At 70.3% G+C, this 13,775-nt stretch carries 15 protein-coding genes; 5 read left to right on the top strand and 10 right to left on the bottom strand.

Features of this window, described 5'->3' with window-relative positions; genetic code table 11:
• The 5 genes from AC3RCE_RS07490 to AC3RCE_RS07470 are packed head-to-tail and all read right to left on the bottom strand — an operon-like array spanning window position 1 to window position 5,081.
• Entirely contained in the window at window positions 1-921 is a 921-nt protein-coding gene (locus AC3RCE_RS07490) for an EamA family transporter (protein WP_492254840.1), read from the bottom strand.
• A complete protein-coding gene (locus AC3RCE_RS07485) occupies window positions 918-1,910 on the bottom strand; it encodes an SDR family oxidoreductase (RefSeq protein WP_492254839.1) in 993 nt (330 codons plus the stop codon). Before AC3RCE_RS07485 ends, AC3RCE_RS07490 begins: the two co-directional genes overlap by 4 nt.
• On the bottom strand, window positions 1,907-2,836 hold the full coding sequence (locus tag AC3RCE_RS07480; RefSeq protein WP_492254838.1) for a bile acid:sodium symporter family protein: 930 nt from the start codon (window positions 2,834-2,836) through the stop codon (window positions 1,907-1,909). Before AC3RCE_RS07480 ends, AC3RCE_RS07485 begins: the two co-directional genes overlap by 4 nt.
• Before the next feature lie 31 nt (window positions 2,837-2,867).
• Window positions 2,868-4,202, bottom strand: coding sequence for a flavin-containing monooxygenase (locus AC3RCE_RS07475; RefSeq protein WP_492254837.1), 1,335 nt, complete (start codon window positions 4,200-4,202; stop codon window positions 2,868-2,870).
• 54 nt (window positions 4,203-4,256) lie between these two features.
• A complete protein-coding gene (locus AC3RCE_RS07470; protein ID WP_492254836.1) occupies window positions 4,257-5,081 on the bottom strand; it encodes an SDR family oxidoreductase in 825 nt (274 codons plus the stop codon).
• Between the two features lie 97 nt (window positions 5,082-5,178).
• On the opposite strand from AC3RCE_RS07470, the gene AC3RCE_RS07465 reads away from it, so the two are divergent.
• The 5 genes from AC3RCE_RS07465 to AC3RCE_RS07445 all read left to right on the top strand — a co-directional run bounded on the left by AC3RCE_RS07465 (window position 5,179) and on the right by AC3RCE_RS07445 (window position 8,785).
• Entirely contained in the window at window positions 5,179-5,931 is a 753-nt protein-coding gene (locus AC3RCE_RS07465; RefSeq protein ID WP_218293808.1) for an IclR family transcriptional regulator, read from the top strand.
• A gap of 32 nt (window positions 5,932-5,963) precedes the next feature.
• Window positions 5,964-6,332 (top strand): hypothetical protein, encoded by a 369-nt coding sequence (locus tag AC3RCE_RS07460; RefSeq protein WP_218293807.1) that lies wholly within the window; start codon window positions 5,964-5,966, stop codon window positions 6,330-6,332.
• A 371-nt stretch (window positions 6,333-6,703) separates the two neighbouring features.
• Window positions 6,704-7,591: a transglutaminase-like domain-containing protein gene (locus AC3RCE_RS07455; protein ID WP_218294433.1), complete on the top strand. Its 888-nt coding sequence runs from the start codon at window positions 6,704-6,706 to the stop codon at window positions 7,589-7,591.
• A gap of 153 nt (window positions 7,592-7,744) precedes the next feature.
• Window positions 7,745-7,915, top strand: a complete 171-nt coding sequence (locus AC3RCE_RS07450; RefSeq protein WP_162995995.1) for a hypothetical protein — start codon at window positions 7,745-7,747, stop codon at window positions 7,913-7,915.
• A 180-nt stretch (window positions 7,916-8,095) separates the two neighbouring features.
• Entirely contained in the window at window positions 8,096-8,785 is a 690-nt protein-coding gene (locus AC3RCE_RS07445; protein ID WP_492254835.1) for a glutathione S-transferase family protein, read from the top strand.
• Window positions 8,786-8,815: 30 nt separating this feature from the next.
• Here the strand turns inward: AC3RCE_RS07445 and AC3RCE_RS07440 are convergent, their stop codons facing one another.
• The 5 genes from AC3RCE_RS07440 to AC3RCE_RS07420 all read right to left on the bottom strand — a co-directional run bounded on the left by AC3RCE_RS07440 (window position 8,816) and on the right by AC3RCE_RS07420 (window position 13,765).
• On the bottom strand, window positions 8,816-9,898 hold the full coding sequence (locus AC3RCE_RS07440) for an XdhC family protein (protein ID WP_492254834.1): 1,083 nt from the start codon (window positions 9,896-9,898) through the stop codon (window positions 8,816-8,818).
• A 101-nt stretch (window positions 9,899-9,999) separates the two neighbouring features.
• Entirely contained in the window at window positions 10,000-10,638 is a 639-nt protein-coding gene (locus tag AC3RCE_RS07435; RefSeq protein ID WP_492254833.1) for an SRPBCC family protein, read from the bottom strand.
• A gap of 59 nt (window positions 10,639-10,697) precedes the next feature.
• Entirely contained in the window at window positions 10,698-11,912 is a 1,215-nt protein-coding gene (locus tag AC3RCE_RS07430) for a vWA domain-containing protein (RefSeq protein WP_492254832.1), read from the bottom strand.
• 11 nt (window positions 11,913-11,923) lie between these two features.
• A complete protein-coding gene (locus AC3RCE_RS07425) occupies window positions 11,924-12,862 on the bottom strand; it encodes an AAA family ATPase (RefSeq protein WP_369641849.1) in 939 nt (312 codons plus the stop codon).
• Window positions 12,863-12,973: 111 nt separating this feature from the next.
• On the bottom strand, window positions 12,974-13,765 hold the full coding sequence (locus AC3RCE_RS07420) for an FAD binding domain-containing protein (protein WP_218293801.1): 792 nt from the start codon (window positions 13,763-13,765) through the stop codon (window positions 12,974-12,976).
• Between the last annotated feature and the right edge of the window lie 10 nt (window positions 13,766-13,775).

Here is a 13,775-nt window from a genome sequence, read left to right as displayed (position 1 = left end):
CTAGGAGGCCGCCGGCCTCGCGCGCCGCGCCCGCAGCCAGCCCCCGGCCTGGTTGACCACGAGCCCGCAGAGCACGGCCCCCGCTCCCGCCCACTGCAGCGGCGCGGGCTGCTCTCCCAGAAAGGCATATGCGGCCCACAGCCCGACCACCGGCACCAGCAGCGAAAACGGAGTGACCCGCCCGGCGGGGTGGCGCTGCAACAGCTGCGTCCACAACGTGTAGGCGAGCAAGGTGGCCAGCAGGGCGAGGTACAGCACGGCCGCCAGCGCCACGCCGTCCACCGCCCGCAGCTGCGCGAGCACGCCCTGCGCGCCATCGGTCCACAGCGCCAGCGCGAAGAAAGGCACGATCGGCACCGTGCTGCTCCACACGATGAACGGGAACGGCCCGTACGGCCCCGCCGTCGCGGCACGGCGCGCCACGAGATTGGACACCGCCCACATGAAGGCGGCCGCCAGCGTGAGCACGAAGCCCGCGAGCGTCATCTGCCTGGGGCCTTCGCCATGGGCGAGCCCGATGGTCATCAGCCCCGCGAAGGCCAGCGTGAGGCCCCACCACTGCCAGGGCCGGGCGCGCTCGCCCAGCAGCGGGGCGGCCAGCAGCAGCGTGAAGAAGGCCTGCGTCTGCATGACGACCGACGCCATGCCCGCCGTCATCCCCAGCTGCAACCCCAGGAACAGGAATCCGAACTGGCCCAGGCCCTGGGCCAGCCCATAGCCCAGCACGAACCGCCAGGGGAGCGCCGGGCGCGGCACGAACAGCAGGAAGGGCAGCGACGCGGCCGAGAACCGCAGCGCCCCCAGCAGCATGGGGCTAAGCCCCTGCAGGCCCAGCTTCATCACCACGAAGTTCAGCCCCCAGATGACCACCACCGCCAAGGCGCGCAGCAGGTCGCCCCGGCTCAGCGCGGCGGCATTCATGCGGACACCACGCGGCTGCCCGCCGCCACCGGACGCCCCTGGCGTTCGCGCGCGGCCACGAAGGCGTCGAAGGCCTCGCTGCTGGTCTTGGCCGGCACGTAGCCCAGCACCTCCTTGAGCGCGGTGTTGAGCAGCACCGGGCGATAGCGCAGAAAGTCGAGCTGCTCGGGCCCGTAGCGGCTCACGCCCAGGGCCGACCCCATCGCCAGCGCGGCGCGCAGCAGGCCCGCCGGCAGGTCCAGCACCGGTTTGCCCAGGCGCGCCGCGATCTCGCGCAGCGGCAGCGCGCCATCGCCCGCGAGGTTGAAGCACCCGGCGCGGCGCGTGCGCAGCGCGTGCACGATGGCACCGGTGACATCCTCGTCCCAGATGAACACGAACGGACTGGCGCTGCCCCGGATGGCCAGCAGGCGCCGCTTCTCGAACAGCGCCGTGATCTGGTTGTCCACCCGCTCGCCCAGGATGGTGCCGATGCGCAGCACGGTCTGCGCGAGTTGCGGGTGCTGTGTGCGGTAGCGCGCCAGCATCTCCTCCACCAGGCGCTTGTGGTGCGCATAGGCAAAGACTTCGTTCCCCCGCAGCGCATCCGTTTCGCGCAGCCAGTCGGGATTGTCGGCGTGGTAGCCATAGGCCGCGCCGCTGGAGCTGACGACCAGGTGCCGCACGCCCGTGGCCACGCAGGCGTCGAGCACGTTCTGGCTGCCCAGCACGTCCACGGAGTATTCGAATTCGCGGTTGGAGCCCTTGCCGGGCGTGACGATGGAGGCCAGGTGCACCACGCTGTCAATGGAGTGCTCGGCCAGCGTTTGCGCCAGCGCCGGGTCGCGCACGTCCTGCACCACGTAGGTGACGCCGGGCAGGCGGCGCTCGGCGGGCACTTCGCGCACGTCGGCGGCGACGATGACGGGGGCGCCCTCGCGCGCCAGGGCCGCCACCACGCCGCGGCCCAGGAAACCGTCGGCCCCGGTCACGAGAATGCGCGCCATCATGCGCCGCCCTCCCGCACGGCATGCGGCACCACGGGCGGCCGCCGCCCCCACCATCCCGCCAGCGCCAGGCCCGCGATGATGTCCCAGAAGCCCCAGACGCCCGCCACCACGGCCATGCCGCCCAGGCCGCCGAAGAAGCTGAAGATCAGCACCAGGCCCAGCCCGGCATTGCGGATGCCGACTTCGATGCTCACGGCGCGCCGGTCGTAGTCGGACAGGCCGCTCAGCCGCGCACAGGCATACCCGGTGCCAAAGGCCAGCGCATCGTGCAGCGCCACCGCCAGCAGCACCAGCCCCACGTAGTCGAGAAAATAGCGCCAGTTGCCCGCCACCGCACCGATGATGAAGCCGATCAGGCAGACGAAGCTCAGGATGCGCACGGGCTTGTGCACCCGCCGCGTGAAGCGGGGCAGCTTCTCGGCACACAGGATGCCCAGCACGAACGGCAGCCCGATGATGGCCACGATGTGGCCCGCCATCTCCAGCGGGTCCAGCGCGATGCTGCGCAGCAGCGGCGCCGCCGTGGGGTGCATGCCGCCCCAGAAGGCGAAGTTCAGCGGCATGAGCACGATGGCCAGCGCGTTGGAGATCGCCGTCATCGACACCGACAGCGCCACATTGCCCCCCGCGCGGTGCGTGAGGATGTTGCTCACGTTGCCCGGCGGGCAGCAGGCCACGAGGATCATGCCCAGCGCGATGCTGGGGCTGGGCGAAAGCAGCAGCGTGAGCACGAAGGTCACCGCCGGCAGCACGATGAACTGCGCGGCCACGCCCACCGCCATGGCGCCCGGCATGCGCAGCACGCGCTTGAAGTCGGCCACGCGCGTGTCCAGCGCGATGCCGAACATGAGGAAGCCCAGCACCACGTTGAGCACCACGAGCGATGCGGGATTGAAATTGAGCCGGATTTCGTCGACAGGCAGCATGGTGGGCCCTTCGGAATAGTGGGGAGGGAATTCAGGCCAGCGCGGCAGACGCCGCGCGCACCGCGCTGCGGTAGGTGTCCTTGTGCACGTAGTACGCCATGCGTTCGAGCTTGAGGTACTTGAAGCCGCCCGAGAGGTCGGGGGCCGGGCCGGCCTTGGCCTGGCGCAGCGCATCGGCGCGGGGCGATCCCTCGGCCTGCGCCCTGAAGAAGCGCGCCACCAGTTCGGCCTGCTCGTAGCGGCCCTGCCAGCCGATGCCGCTGGCCTCGATCATGCCCATCACGGCCAGGTTGTCGAAGCGCGGCGAAAGGATGTTCAGGTACAGCTGCGGCGCCATGCCCTGCCAGTTCAGCAGGCTGTGGTCGATGAAGGGGTAGTGCAGCTTGTAGCCCGTGGCGCAGAGCACCAGGTCATAGTCCTGCGCGCTGCCGTCCTTGAAAAACACGGTGTGCCCCCGCAGGCGCGCGATGTCGGGCCGTACGTGGATGTCGCCGTGGCCCAGGTGGTGCAGCACCAGCGAGTTCACCACGGGGTGCGACTCGTACATCTTGTAGTCGGGCCTGGGCAGGCCAAAACGCACCGGGTCGCCCGTGAACCACTGCAGCACCACGCTGTCGACCTTCTGCTTGAGCCAGGGCGGCATCTTGAACTTGCCACCGAGCGTGTCGGAGGGCTTGCCAAACACGTACTTGGGCACGAAGTAGTAGCCGCGCCGCACCGACAGATCCACACTGCGCGCGTAGTGCACCGCATCCACGGCGATGTCGCAGCCCGAATTGCCCGCGCCCACCACCAGCACGCGTTTTCCCTTGAACAGCTCGGCGCTCTTGTAGGCGCTGGTGTGCAGCAGCTCGCCGTCGAACCGGCCCTCGAAACGCGGCATGCTGGGTTCGGCCAGCGTGCCGTTGGCAATGACCACGCCCTTGAACTGCGCGGTCTGCGCGGGGCCCCCGTGCTGGCTCCAGGTGATGCGCCACAAGGGGGCCGCCCCTTCCCCCGCCGGCTCCACGTTCAATACGCGGCAGCCGAACCAGTAGTGCGGGCGCAGCGCGAAGTGCTCCGCGAAATCAAAGAAATATTGCCGCATCTCGCGGTGGCTGGGGTAGTCGGCCACGCCGGCGCGCATGGGGAATTCGGTGAACTCCGTGGTGGTCTTGCTGGAGATCAGGTGCGCGGATTCGTAGACGGTGCTGCGCGGGTTCTCGATGTTCCACAGCCCCCCCACGTCCGTGTGGGCCTCGAAGCCCTGGAATGGCACGCCCAGCTTCTGCAGGTTGCGCGCCGCCGCCAGTCCGCTGGGGCCGGCGCCGATGAGCGCGATCTGTGTGCGGGTGTCCACCACGGTGGGGGTTGTCTCCGGTGTCATGTCTTTTTTGCTTTCTGTCGGCATTTTTTTGGGGCCCATCCCGCCATGGGCAGGTCAGGCGCGGGGGTCGGTGGGGGGCGCCAGGCCCGGTATCGGCGTGGCACCCGCCTCGCCCCTGCGCGGCTTGCGCGGCTGGCCCAGCAGCAGGCGGTCGTGCAGGGCGCCGGGCAAGAGGTTGAGCAGCCGCGCCAGCCAGCCAATGCGCGCGGGCAGAACGATGTGGGTGCGGCCCCGCGCGATGCCAGCCAGCATGGCGCGCGCGGCGGCATCGGGCTCCATGAGGCCGGGCATGGCAAACCGGTTGCCCGCCGTGAGGGCCGTGCGCAGGTAGCCCGGGCTCACCGTGACTACCGCCACGGGCCCGCCGCGCATTTCGGCGCGCAGGCTCTCCAGGTAGCGGATCAGGCCGCCCTTGCTGGCGCAATAGGCGCCGTTGCCCGGCATGCCGCGCCATCCCGCGATGCTGGCCACGCCCACCAGGGCCCCGCGCCGCTGCGAGCGCATCGCGGTCACGAACGGCTGGAAGGTGGTGGCGGCGCCCAGGAGGTTGATCTCCAGCATGCGGCGCAGCACGGCCAGGTCGTCCGCCTGCGCGGTGTCATAGCCGCCGGCCACGCCGGCGTTGGCGATCACCAGGTCGGGCGCGCCCGCGCGCGCCATCCAGTCGGCCGCCATGGCCTGCATGGCGGCACTGTCCGCCACGTCGGGCGTGTACACGGCGCAGCGCTCTGGCGCGAGCGCGGCCAGCACCTGCAGCGTGGGCAGGTGCAGCCCCACCAGCGCCACCGCGGCGCCCCGTGCGATCAGTTCCCGCGCCAATGCCTGGCCCAGGCCGCCACAGGCGCCCGTCAGTACCGCGTTCTGGAATGAGGCTGTCATGGACATGTGTTGTTCAAGGGGATATGGGTTTGCAGCTTAGCCACAGTGCGGAATAATCTCGGAATGATTTATGAATTCGTCTCGAATTCCGGTATTTATGACAGAAACATCCCCCAGTCTGCGGCTCTTTGAGTTGCTCGAGATCCTGTGCGCCCAGGGCCGCCCGTTCACGCTGGCCAATGCGGTGGAGGCCTGCGGCTGGCCCAAGCCCAGCGTGCACCGCATGCTGGGCCAGCTGGAGGGCGGCGGGCTGCTCGCGCGCGAACCGGGCGGGCGCCGCTACGCCCCGGCGCCCCGCCTGCTGCGGCTGGCCGAAAGCGCGCTGAGCGCGGGCACGCAGCAAAGCGTGCGCCACGCGGTGCTGCGCCAGCTGGTGGCCGACATCGGCGAGAGCTGCAACCTGACCGCCCTGAGCGGCGCCGAAGTGATCTACCTGGACCGCGTGGAATCAGCGTTTCCGCTGCGCCTGGAGCTGCGGCCGGGCACCCGCGTGCCCATCCACTGCTCGGCCAGCGGCAAGCTTTTCCTGGCCTACCTGTCGGCGGCGCGGCGCGGCGCCATCCTGGACGGGTTGCCGCTCACGCGCCACACGGCCACCACCCTCACCGACCGCAAGGCCCTGGAGGCCGAACTGGAGCAGATCGCGCGCCAGGGCTATGCCACCGACGCCGAGGAGTTCGTGGATGGGCTGGTGTGCGTGGCGGTGCCCGTGCCGGCGGGGGGGCGGCGCAGCGTGCACAGCGCGGTGGCGCTGCAGGCCCCGGCGGTGCGCATGCCGCTGGCGCGGGCCCTGCAGCAGGTGCCCCGGCTCAGCGAGGCGGCGCAGGCCCTCGCCCGCACCTGGACATGAACCCGGACCGCAACCACGAGACACCAGACACCATGCCACTTCACTACCTGGACTTTGACTACAGCGAAGACACGGACGGCACCGGCACCTTCGATGCCATGGCCAGCGTGTCGCCCGCGCAGATGCCCGCCCTGCACGCCGAGATCGCGCAGGTGCTGCGCTGGGCCCACGCGCAGTACCCCGACGCCTGCGGTCCCTCGGAGGAAGGTGGCGAGTGGCAATACGACCTGCAGGGCGTGCAGGAGGTGAGCACGCCGCTGGCGCTGGACTTCGATGCAGCGAGCGGGCGCATCGCCACCGTGCCCGGCACCCCGGCCCCTCCCCGGACCACGGTCACGCTGTCGCTCAGCGGGCATGCGGGCTTCTGCGGCGCCCTGCGCGAAGCGTTCGCCATCGACTGACGCGGCGGCGCGGTGCGGGGCTGCCTCGCATGCCTGCGTGAGCGCGGGCCGTCCGCCTACACCGCCCCCGGGGCCCGCGCCCTATCCTCGGATCACGCCGCCGTGTCGGATGCCCCGACGCGCAGCGCACGAAGGATATTTCCATGGAAAGCACCCCGTCCCGCGCCCCTGCCCGGTCCCAGCCTTTTCTTCGAGGCTGCGGCGGCAGCACGGCTTCACCCCTGGCCCTGCCCACTGGCGCGGGCCGTGAAAACACCCTGGCGCAGGGCGGTGAAGCCACCCTTCCCTCGCTGCCGCCCTCCACCCAGCCCGCTGCGGCCAGCCCGGTGGCGCGCGCGCCGGCGATCCACCAGGGCCACCGCCGGGTGCGCATGGAGTTGCAGATCGACCTGAGCTATGAGATCGACCAGTACGGCGCGGACTTCGTGTTCAACATCCATGCCGCACAGACGCCCAGCCAGGCGGTCAGCAGCGAACGGCTCGTCATCAACCAGGACATTCCCCACAATATCCATACCGACCCGGCCACCGGCAACCGCTATCTGCGCCTGCACGGCGAACCCGGCATCCTGGAAGTGTCGTATTCCGCCACGGTGGACATCACCCACTACCGCACCGACCCCTCCCAGCTGGCGGAGGTCCCCGTGCGGCGCCTGCCGCAGGAAGTCATGGGGTACATCTACCCCAGCCGGTACTGCCAGTCCGACCGCCTGCTGCGCCTTGCCCTCAACGAGTTTGGCGGGCTCTGGCAAGGCCATAGCCGCGTGCAGGCGATCCGGGACTGGGTCCAGCGGCATGTGGCGTTCACCTCGAACACGTCCAACTCCAACACCTCGGCGGTCGATACCCTGGTCGAGCAGGTGGGGGTGTGCCGCGATTTCGCGCACCTGATGATTGCCCTGTGCCGCGCCGTGAACATTCCCGCGCGCTTCACCACCGGCACCGACTACGGTGCCGACCCGGCCCTGGGCCCGCCGGACTTCCATGCCTACGTCGAGGCCTACCTGGGAGACCGGTGGTACATCTTCGACCCCTCGGGCACCGCCATACCCATGGGGTTGCTGCGCTTTGGCACCGGCCGCGATGCGGCGGACGTGGCGTTCGCCACCATCTTCGGCGGCGTGCGGGCACAGCCCCCGGTGATACGGACCCAGGCCGTGGAAGACGCCGCACGGGGTTTCGTGCTGCCCTGCCATTGCACCGATGCGCTCTCCACCGACCACGGTGCGGGCGTGGCGGCGGGTTTCATCGCGCCGTGAAGGGGTGCCGGTGCGCCCGCGCACCGTGCTTTTTCGCGCCCCATGGGCCGCCAAACCCCTGGGTCCTAGGGGCGGATGGCGGTGGCCGGGAAGCCCCCCCACCCCGGCTGTGGCCTAATATCACTCTTTTTTCCACTATCTCAGAGACCTACCATGGGCAACAAGATCGTCACCGAAGCAGACCGCAAGCGCACCCCCCGGCCCACGCCGGTGCCCGGCTACACCCTCGCCACCCCTGGCCGCGGCCAGCGCGTGAGCCTGGAGCGCGGTGTTGCCACCCGCAGCAAGAAGAACCCCGGCAAGCGCTCCAAGAAGGGCGGCTGATCGCCAGATCGCCACGGCCGGCTGCGCCGGCCCCCGCAAAAGCCCTCGCCAGAGGGCTTTTTGCTTTCTGGCCCCCGCCAGGGCCGGCGCGGGCAAGGCCCCCCAGGCTTGCGGGCGCGAACATCGTGCAGGCGACACCAACCCGGCCCCGAACCGCCGTGGACAGGTTCTAATCCGCCCATGATCACCGTTCACCACCTCGAAACCTCGCGCTCGCAGCGCGTCCTGTGGCTCCTGGAAGAACTGGGCGTGCCCTACGAGCTCAAGATCTACCAGCGCGACAAGGCCACCCGGCTGGCCCCGCCCGAGCTCAAGAAGATCCATCCACTGGGCAAGTCGCCCGTGATCACCGACGGCGGCGAGGTGATCGCCGAATCCGCCGCGATCATCGAATACCTGGTGGAAACCTACGGCGCCCGCGCCAGCGGGGACCTGGCCCACCTGCAGCCCGCCCCCGGCACGCCCGAATACCGCCAGTGCCGGTTCTGGATGCACTACGCCGAGGGCTCGCTCATGAACTGGCTCGTGATGAAGCTGGTGTTCATGACCATTCCCACGCAGCCCATGCCCTTTTTCGTGAAGCCCATCGCCCGGGCGCTGTGCGGCAAGGTGCAGGACAAGGTGATCGACCCCAACGTGGCCACCGCGCTGGCCTTCATGGAAGAGCACCTGGGCCGGCACACCTGGTTCGCGGGCGAGCACCTCACCATGGCCGACTTCCAGATGAGCTTCGCGGTGGAAGCCGCGCTCTCGCGCGCCAGCACGGCCGGCAACTGCCCGCGCCTGCAGGCCTACCGCCAGCGCATGGAGGCACGCCCGGCGTACCAGCGCGGCATCGCCAAGGGCGGGCCGGTGGTGATGGGCGCCTGACGGCGCCACGGCGGGAAGGGGCGGGCCGCGCTAGCGCAGCCCGCACACCAGCGGCCCGGGGTCGTTCCGCGCCAGTTCCCGCTCGTTCTTGGCCTGCGCCACCTCCACGTCGCGCGGCAGGGCCACGCCGTTCTTCACGGCCAGGATTTCCGCCATCACGCTCACCGCGATCTCGGGCGGCGTCTTGCTGCCGATGTAGATGCCGATCGGGCCGCGCAGGCGGGCCAGGCTCTCGGCGGTCTGCCCGAAATGCTCCATCATCCGGGCACGGCGCGCTTCGTTGTTGCGGCGCGAGCCGATGCCGCCCACATAGAACGCCTCGGTGTCCAGCGCCTCCAGCAGCGCCAGGTCGTCGAGCTTGGGGTCGTGCGTGAGCGCCACCACGCAACTGCGCCGGTCGGGCCTGAAGGCCAGCACCACATCGTCGGGCATGCCGCTCACCAGCGTGGCCGCGGGCACGTTCCAGCTGCCGCGGTATTCCTCGCGCGGGTCGCACACCGTGACCGCGAAGCCGTTGAACAGCGCCATGGTGGCCAGGTATTCCGCCAGCTGGCCGGCGCCGATCAGCAGCATCCGGTACTCCGGGCCGAAGGTGTTGGTCAGCTGCCGGGTGTCCACCGCCAGCTCGGCGGGGGCAGCGGCGGGCTGCACGGTGGCCAGCCCGTCGGCCAGGCGCACGGTGCGCTGCATGAGCCGCCCGCCCTCCAGCGCAAGGATCAGCTCGCGGAGGCTGGCCGGGTCGGGGTCGTATTCCAGCAGCAGCTCCAGCGTGCCGCCGCAGGGCAGCCCGAACCGGTGCGCCTCGTCGGCCGTGACGCCGTATTTGACAAACGCGGGAGGTCCGCTCGGAATGCGCCTATCGCCGCCATTGCCCGTGCCGGCCTGCGCCGCCGCCTGCGCATAGGCCCGCGTGTGGCGGTCGATCAGGTCGTCCTCGATGCACCCGCCCGAGACCGATCCCACCACCGAGCCGTCTTCACACAGCGCCATGATCGAACCCACCGGCCGGGGCGAGGAGCCCCAGGTCCGCACCACCGTGGCCAGCAGCGCCCTCCGGCCCGCGGCCCGCCAGCCCTGCAGCGTGCGCAGCACCATCACATCCAGGTTTTCCATTTGCTTCGTTGCCCATTCATTTCTACGGCCCCTGCCTCCGGCCCCGCAGCCCACACAGGGTGCGCGCGGCGCCTCGGGCGGGGCTCAAAACCTGCAGGGGCTCAGTTCCACCACCACGCTAACAGCACCAGCGCCGCCGCGCCCACCACCCACACCCAGACCGGAATGCCGCTGGGGGGATTGTCCTCATCCGCCGATGCCGCCAGCGCGCCCGACGCCGCAACGGCGGCCCCGCCCCCCGCCCCGGGCTCGGGGTCGTCGGCCACGGGCGCGCGCGGATGGCGGCGCTGCATCTCGGTGTCAAAGCGCTTGAAGAAATCCTCGGCCATGCCCTTGGCCGCGCCATCGATGAGGCGCTGGCCGAGTTGGGCGATCTTGCCGCCCACGGTGGCGTGCACGGTGTAGTGCAGCTCGCAGCTGTCCTGCCCGGCCGCATCGGCCGGCAGCGGCACCAGCTTGACCTGGGCGCTGCCCTTGCCAAACCCGGCCACGCCGCCCGATCCGTCGAAGGCGATGGTGTAGCTTTCGGGCGGCACGATCTCGGAGAGCGTGATCTTGCCCGCGAACTTGGCGGACACCGGGCCGATCTTGAGCGCCATCGCCACGCTGTACTGGTGCTCGCCCGTGGGCTCGACCTTGTCGCAGCCAGGGATGCACAGCTTGAGCACCTCGGGATCGTTGAGTGCGTCCCAGGCCTGCTGCTGGCTGACGGCGAGGGTTCGGCTGGCTTGCATTTCCATGGTGGAGTCCTCCGGGTTCCTGAACAATTGGGGGGGCTGTGCGCGTGCGGGCCACGCGCTCACTGGCGCAGCACTTCGGCCAGGCTGCCAGCCAGGTCCTGCAGGCGGCTGAGGTTGTGCACGGCGACCATGCCGTGGGCCTGGCGGTGCAGCACCGCGGCGCCACGCGCCGTGGGCGCATAGCCCTCGAAACGCAGCAGGGGGTTGAGCCACAGCAGTCGGCCGCAGTGCCGGCGCAGCCAGCCCAGCTCCCTCTCCAGCACCTCGGGCGCGCCGGTATCGAGCCCGTCGCTGACCAGCAGCACCAGCGTGCGCCGCCCCACGAGCCGGCGCGCGTGCTGCACGCGCAACCGGGCCAGGCTGTCGCCCAGGCGCGTGCCGCCGGCAAAGTCAGGGATCGCCTGGCTGGCCGCCTCCAGCATCGCATCGGTATCGGCCAGGCGGAACGCGGGCGTGAGGTCGGTGAGGCCGGTGCCGAACGCGAACACGTCGCGGCGCAGGCCCGCGCCTGCATGGCGGGGCGCGCTGGCGGCATGCAGAAAGGCAAGCAAGAGCCGCGCGTAGCGCTCCATGGAGCCGGACACATCGACCAGCACGCACAGCGGCAATGGCTGCCGGCGCCGCTGCAGCAAAGGCACGCGCAGCACCTCGCCGCCCGTGCGCGCGGCCTGCTGCATGGCGCCCGGCCAGCGGGGACGCCCGCCGCGCGTGCCCGGGCGGGTGCGGCGGGCCGCATAGCGCGGCAGGGGCAAGGGAATTTCACGCGCCAGCCGCTCCACCAGCCTGTATTCGCTGGCCGAAAGCTGGTTGAAGTCGGCGTGCCGCAGGCGCTGCAGGTCGCTGGCGGTCATGGCGGCGTCGAAGTCGATCTTGTCATCCTCGCGCGGCGCTGGCGCATCGCGCGCGGCGCGCACCGGGGCCAGCGCCTCGCTCACGCGCGGGCGGCGTTTGGCGGGCTCGGCCCTGGACTCGGCACTGGGCAGCATCTGGGCCAGCAGCTTCTGTGCGATGCCGGGGTTCTTGAAATAGGCGTCGAACAGCTCGCGGAACACCTGCCGGTCCTGCTCGCGGCTGATGAGCACGGACTCCAGCGCGGCGCCGAAGTCCTCCCGCCCCACGCCCACCAGCATCACGGCCTGTTGCGCCAGGGCCATGCGGGCCGCATCCACGGGCACGCCGGCACGGCGCAGCGTGCGGCCAAAACCCGTGAGGTTGTCGGCCAGCTTGCCGGTGCGGGCATCCCCCAGCTGCGAGATCGTCATGCCCTCAGCCATGGCGCGAGCCTTCACGCATCCGTCTCGGCGGGCTGCAGCAGCTGCGCCGCCATGTCGCGCGTGAGCGCCGCCACGTCCTCGCGCTGTTTGAAGAGGATGCCGGCGGTGTCGGACACCACCTCCGGGTCCACCACGATGGTGTCGAGCGCCACCAGCGCCTTGGCCCACTCCACGCTCTCCGCGATGCCCGGCGCGCGCTGAAAGGCGTTGGCGAACGGCTGGCTGCGCAGGCGGCCCACAAAATCCGCCACCTGGGTGGCCAAGGCCGCGCTGGCATCCGGCACCTGCGCACGCACGATGGCCAGCTCGCGTTCGCGCTCGGGGTAGTCCAGCCAGTGGTACAGGCAGCGGCGCTTGACGGCGTCGTGCAGGTCGCGCGTGCGGTTGCTGGTGAGGATGGTGACCGGTGTGGCCGTGGCGCGCACGGTGCCGATCTCGGGAATGCTCACCTGGTACTCGCCCAGGTATTCGAGCAAGAAGGCCTCGAAGGGCTCATCGGCACGGTCGACCTCGTCGATGAGCAGCACCGCACCGGGGGCTGGTGCCTGCAGCGCCTGCAACAGGGGGCGGCGGATGAGGTAGCGGTCCTGGTACACCTCGCGCTCCACCTGCGCCATGTCGGCACTGCCCTGGCCTTCCGCCGCACGCATGTGCAAGAGCTGGGCCGCATAGTTCCATTCGTACAGCGCCTCGCGCTGCTCCAGCCCGTCGTAGCACTGCAGGCGGATCAGGCTGCGCGAGAGCACCTTGGCAAGTGCCTGGGCCAGCGCCGTCTTGCCCACGCCGGGTTCCCCTTCCAGCAGCAGCGGGCGCTGCAGCTGGAGCGCCAGGAACACGGCCGTGGCCAGCCGCCGGTCGGCAAAGTACCCGACGCCCTGCAAGGCCAGCACCAGGGCATCGATGGAGGACAGCGCGGGCGCGGTCACGGGCGCAGCAGGGGAAACGTTCATCACTATATTTTTAATAGCTACCAGCGCTTGACAGACAAGCGCTGGAGGCCAATTTCATTCAAACACCCGCTCCTGGATGCCGGACAGCGGCAGCGGGCACTCTCCCGCCCGTCAGCCCAGCATCTGCGCCACCGCCCGCTGGGTCTGCACGCTGATGAGGTTGGCGCGGTAGGCCGCGCTCGCGTGGATGTCCGCGTTGAGATCGCCCGCGTCAATCCTGACCGCCGCCGCCGATGCGGGCGTGAAGCTCTGGTTCAGCGCGGCCTCGAGCCCCGCGTGCCGGAACACGCTGCTGGCCGCACCCGTCACCGCCACGCGCACGCCGCCATCGGTCTGCGCCACGAACACGCCCACCAGCGAGAAGCGCGATGCCGCCTGCTTGAACTTCAGGTACGCCGCGCGCTTGGGGATGGGGAAGCGGATGGCGGTGATGATCTCCCCCTCTTCCAGCGCCGTGGTGTACATGCCCACGAAGAAGTCGTCGGCCGCGATCTCGCGCTGGTTGGTGACGATGGTGGCGCCCAGGCCCAGCACGGCGCTGGGGTAGCAGGCCGCGGGGTCGTTGTTGGCCACCGACCCGCCCAGCGTTCCCCGCGCGCGCACCTGCCGGTCGCCGATGTGCGCGGCCAGGTCGGCCAGCGCGGGGATGGCGCTTTGGACCTCTGCACTGTTGGCCACGTCCATGTGGCGCGTCATGGCGCCGATCACCAGCGCGTTGCCCTCGCGGCGGATGCCCGCCAGCTCGGGAATACTGTTCAGGTCGACGATCTTCTCGGGATTGGCCAGGCGCAGCCGCATCGACGGCAGCAGGCTTTGCCCGCCCGCCAGCAGCTTGCCGCCCTGGGCGATGAGCTGCGCGGCGGCTGCGGTGGACGATGGGTTTTCAAAGGTGAAGGCGTACATGGTGTGTCTC

Source organism: Acidovorax sp. GW823-FHT05D11, assembly GCF_058795695.1.
The sequence above is the reverse complement of the archived record's forward strand: the minus strand, read 5'-3'. Positions and strand labels throughout refer to the sequence as shown.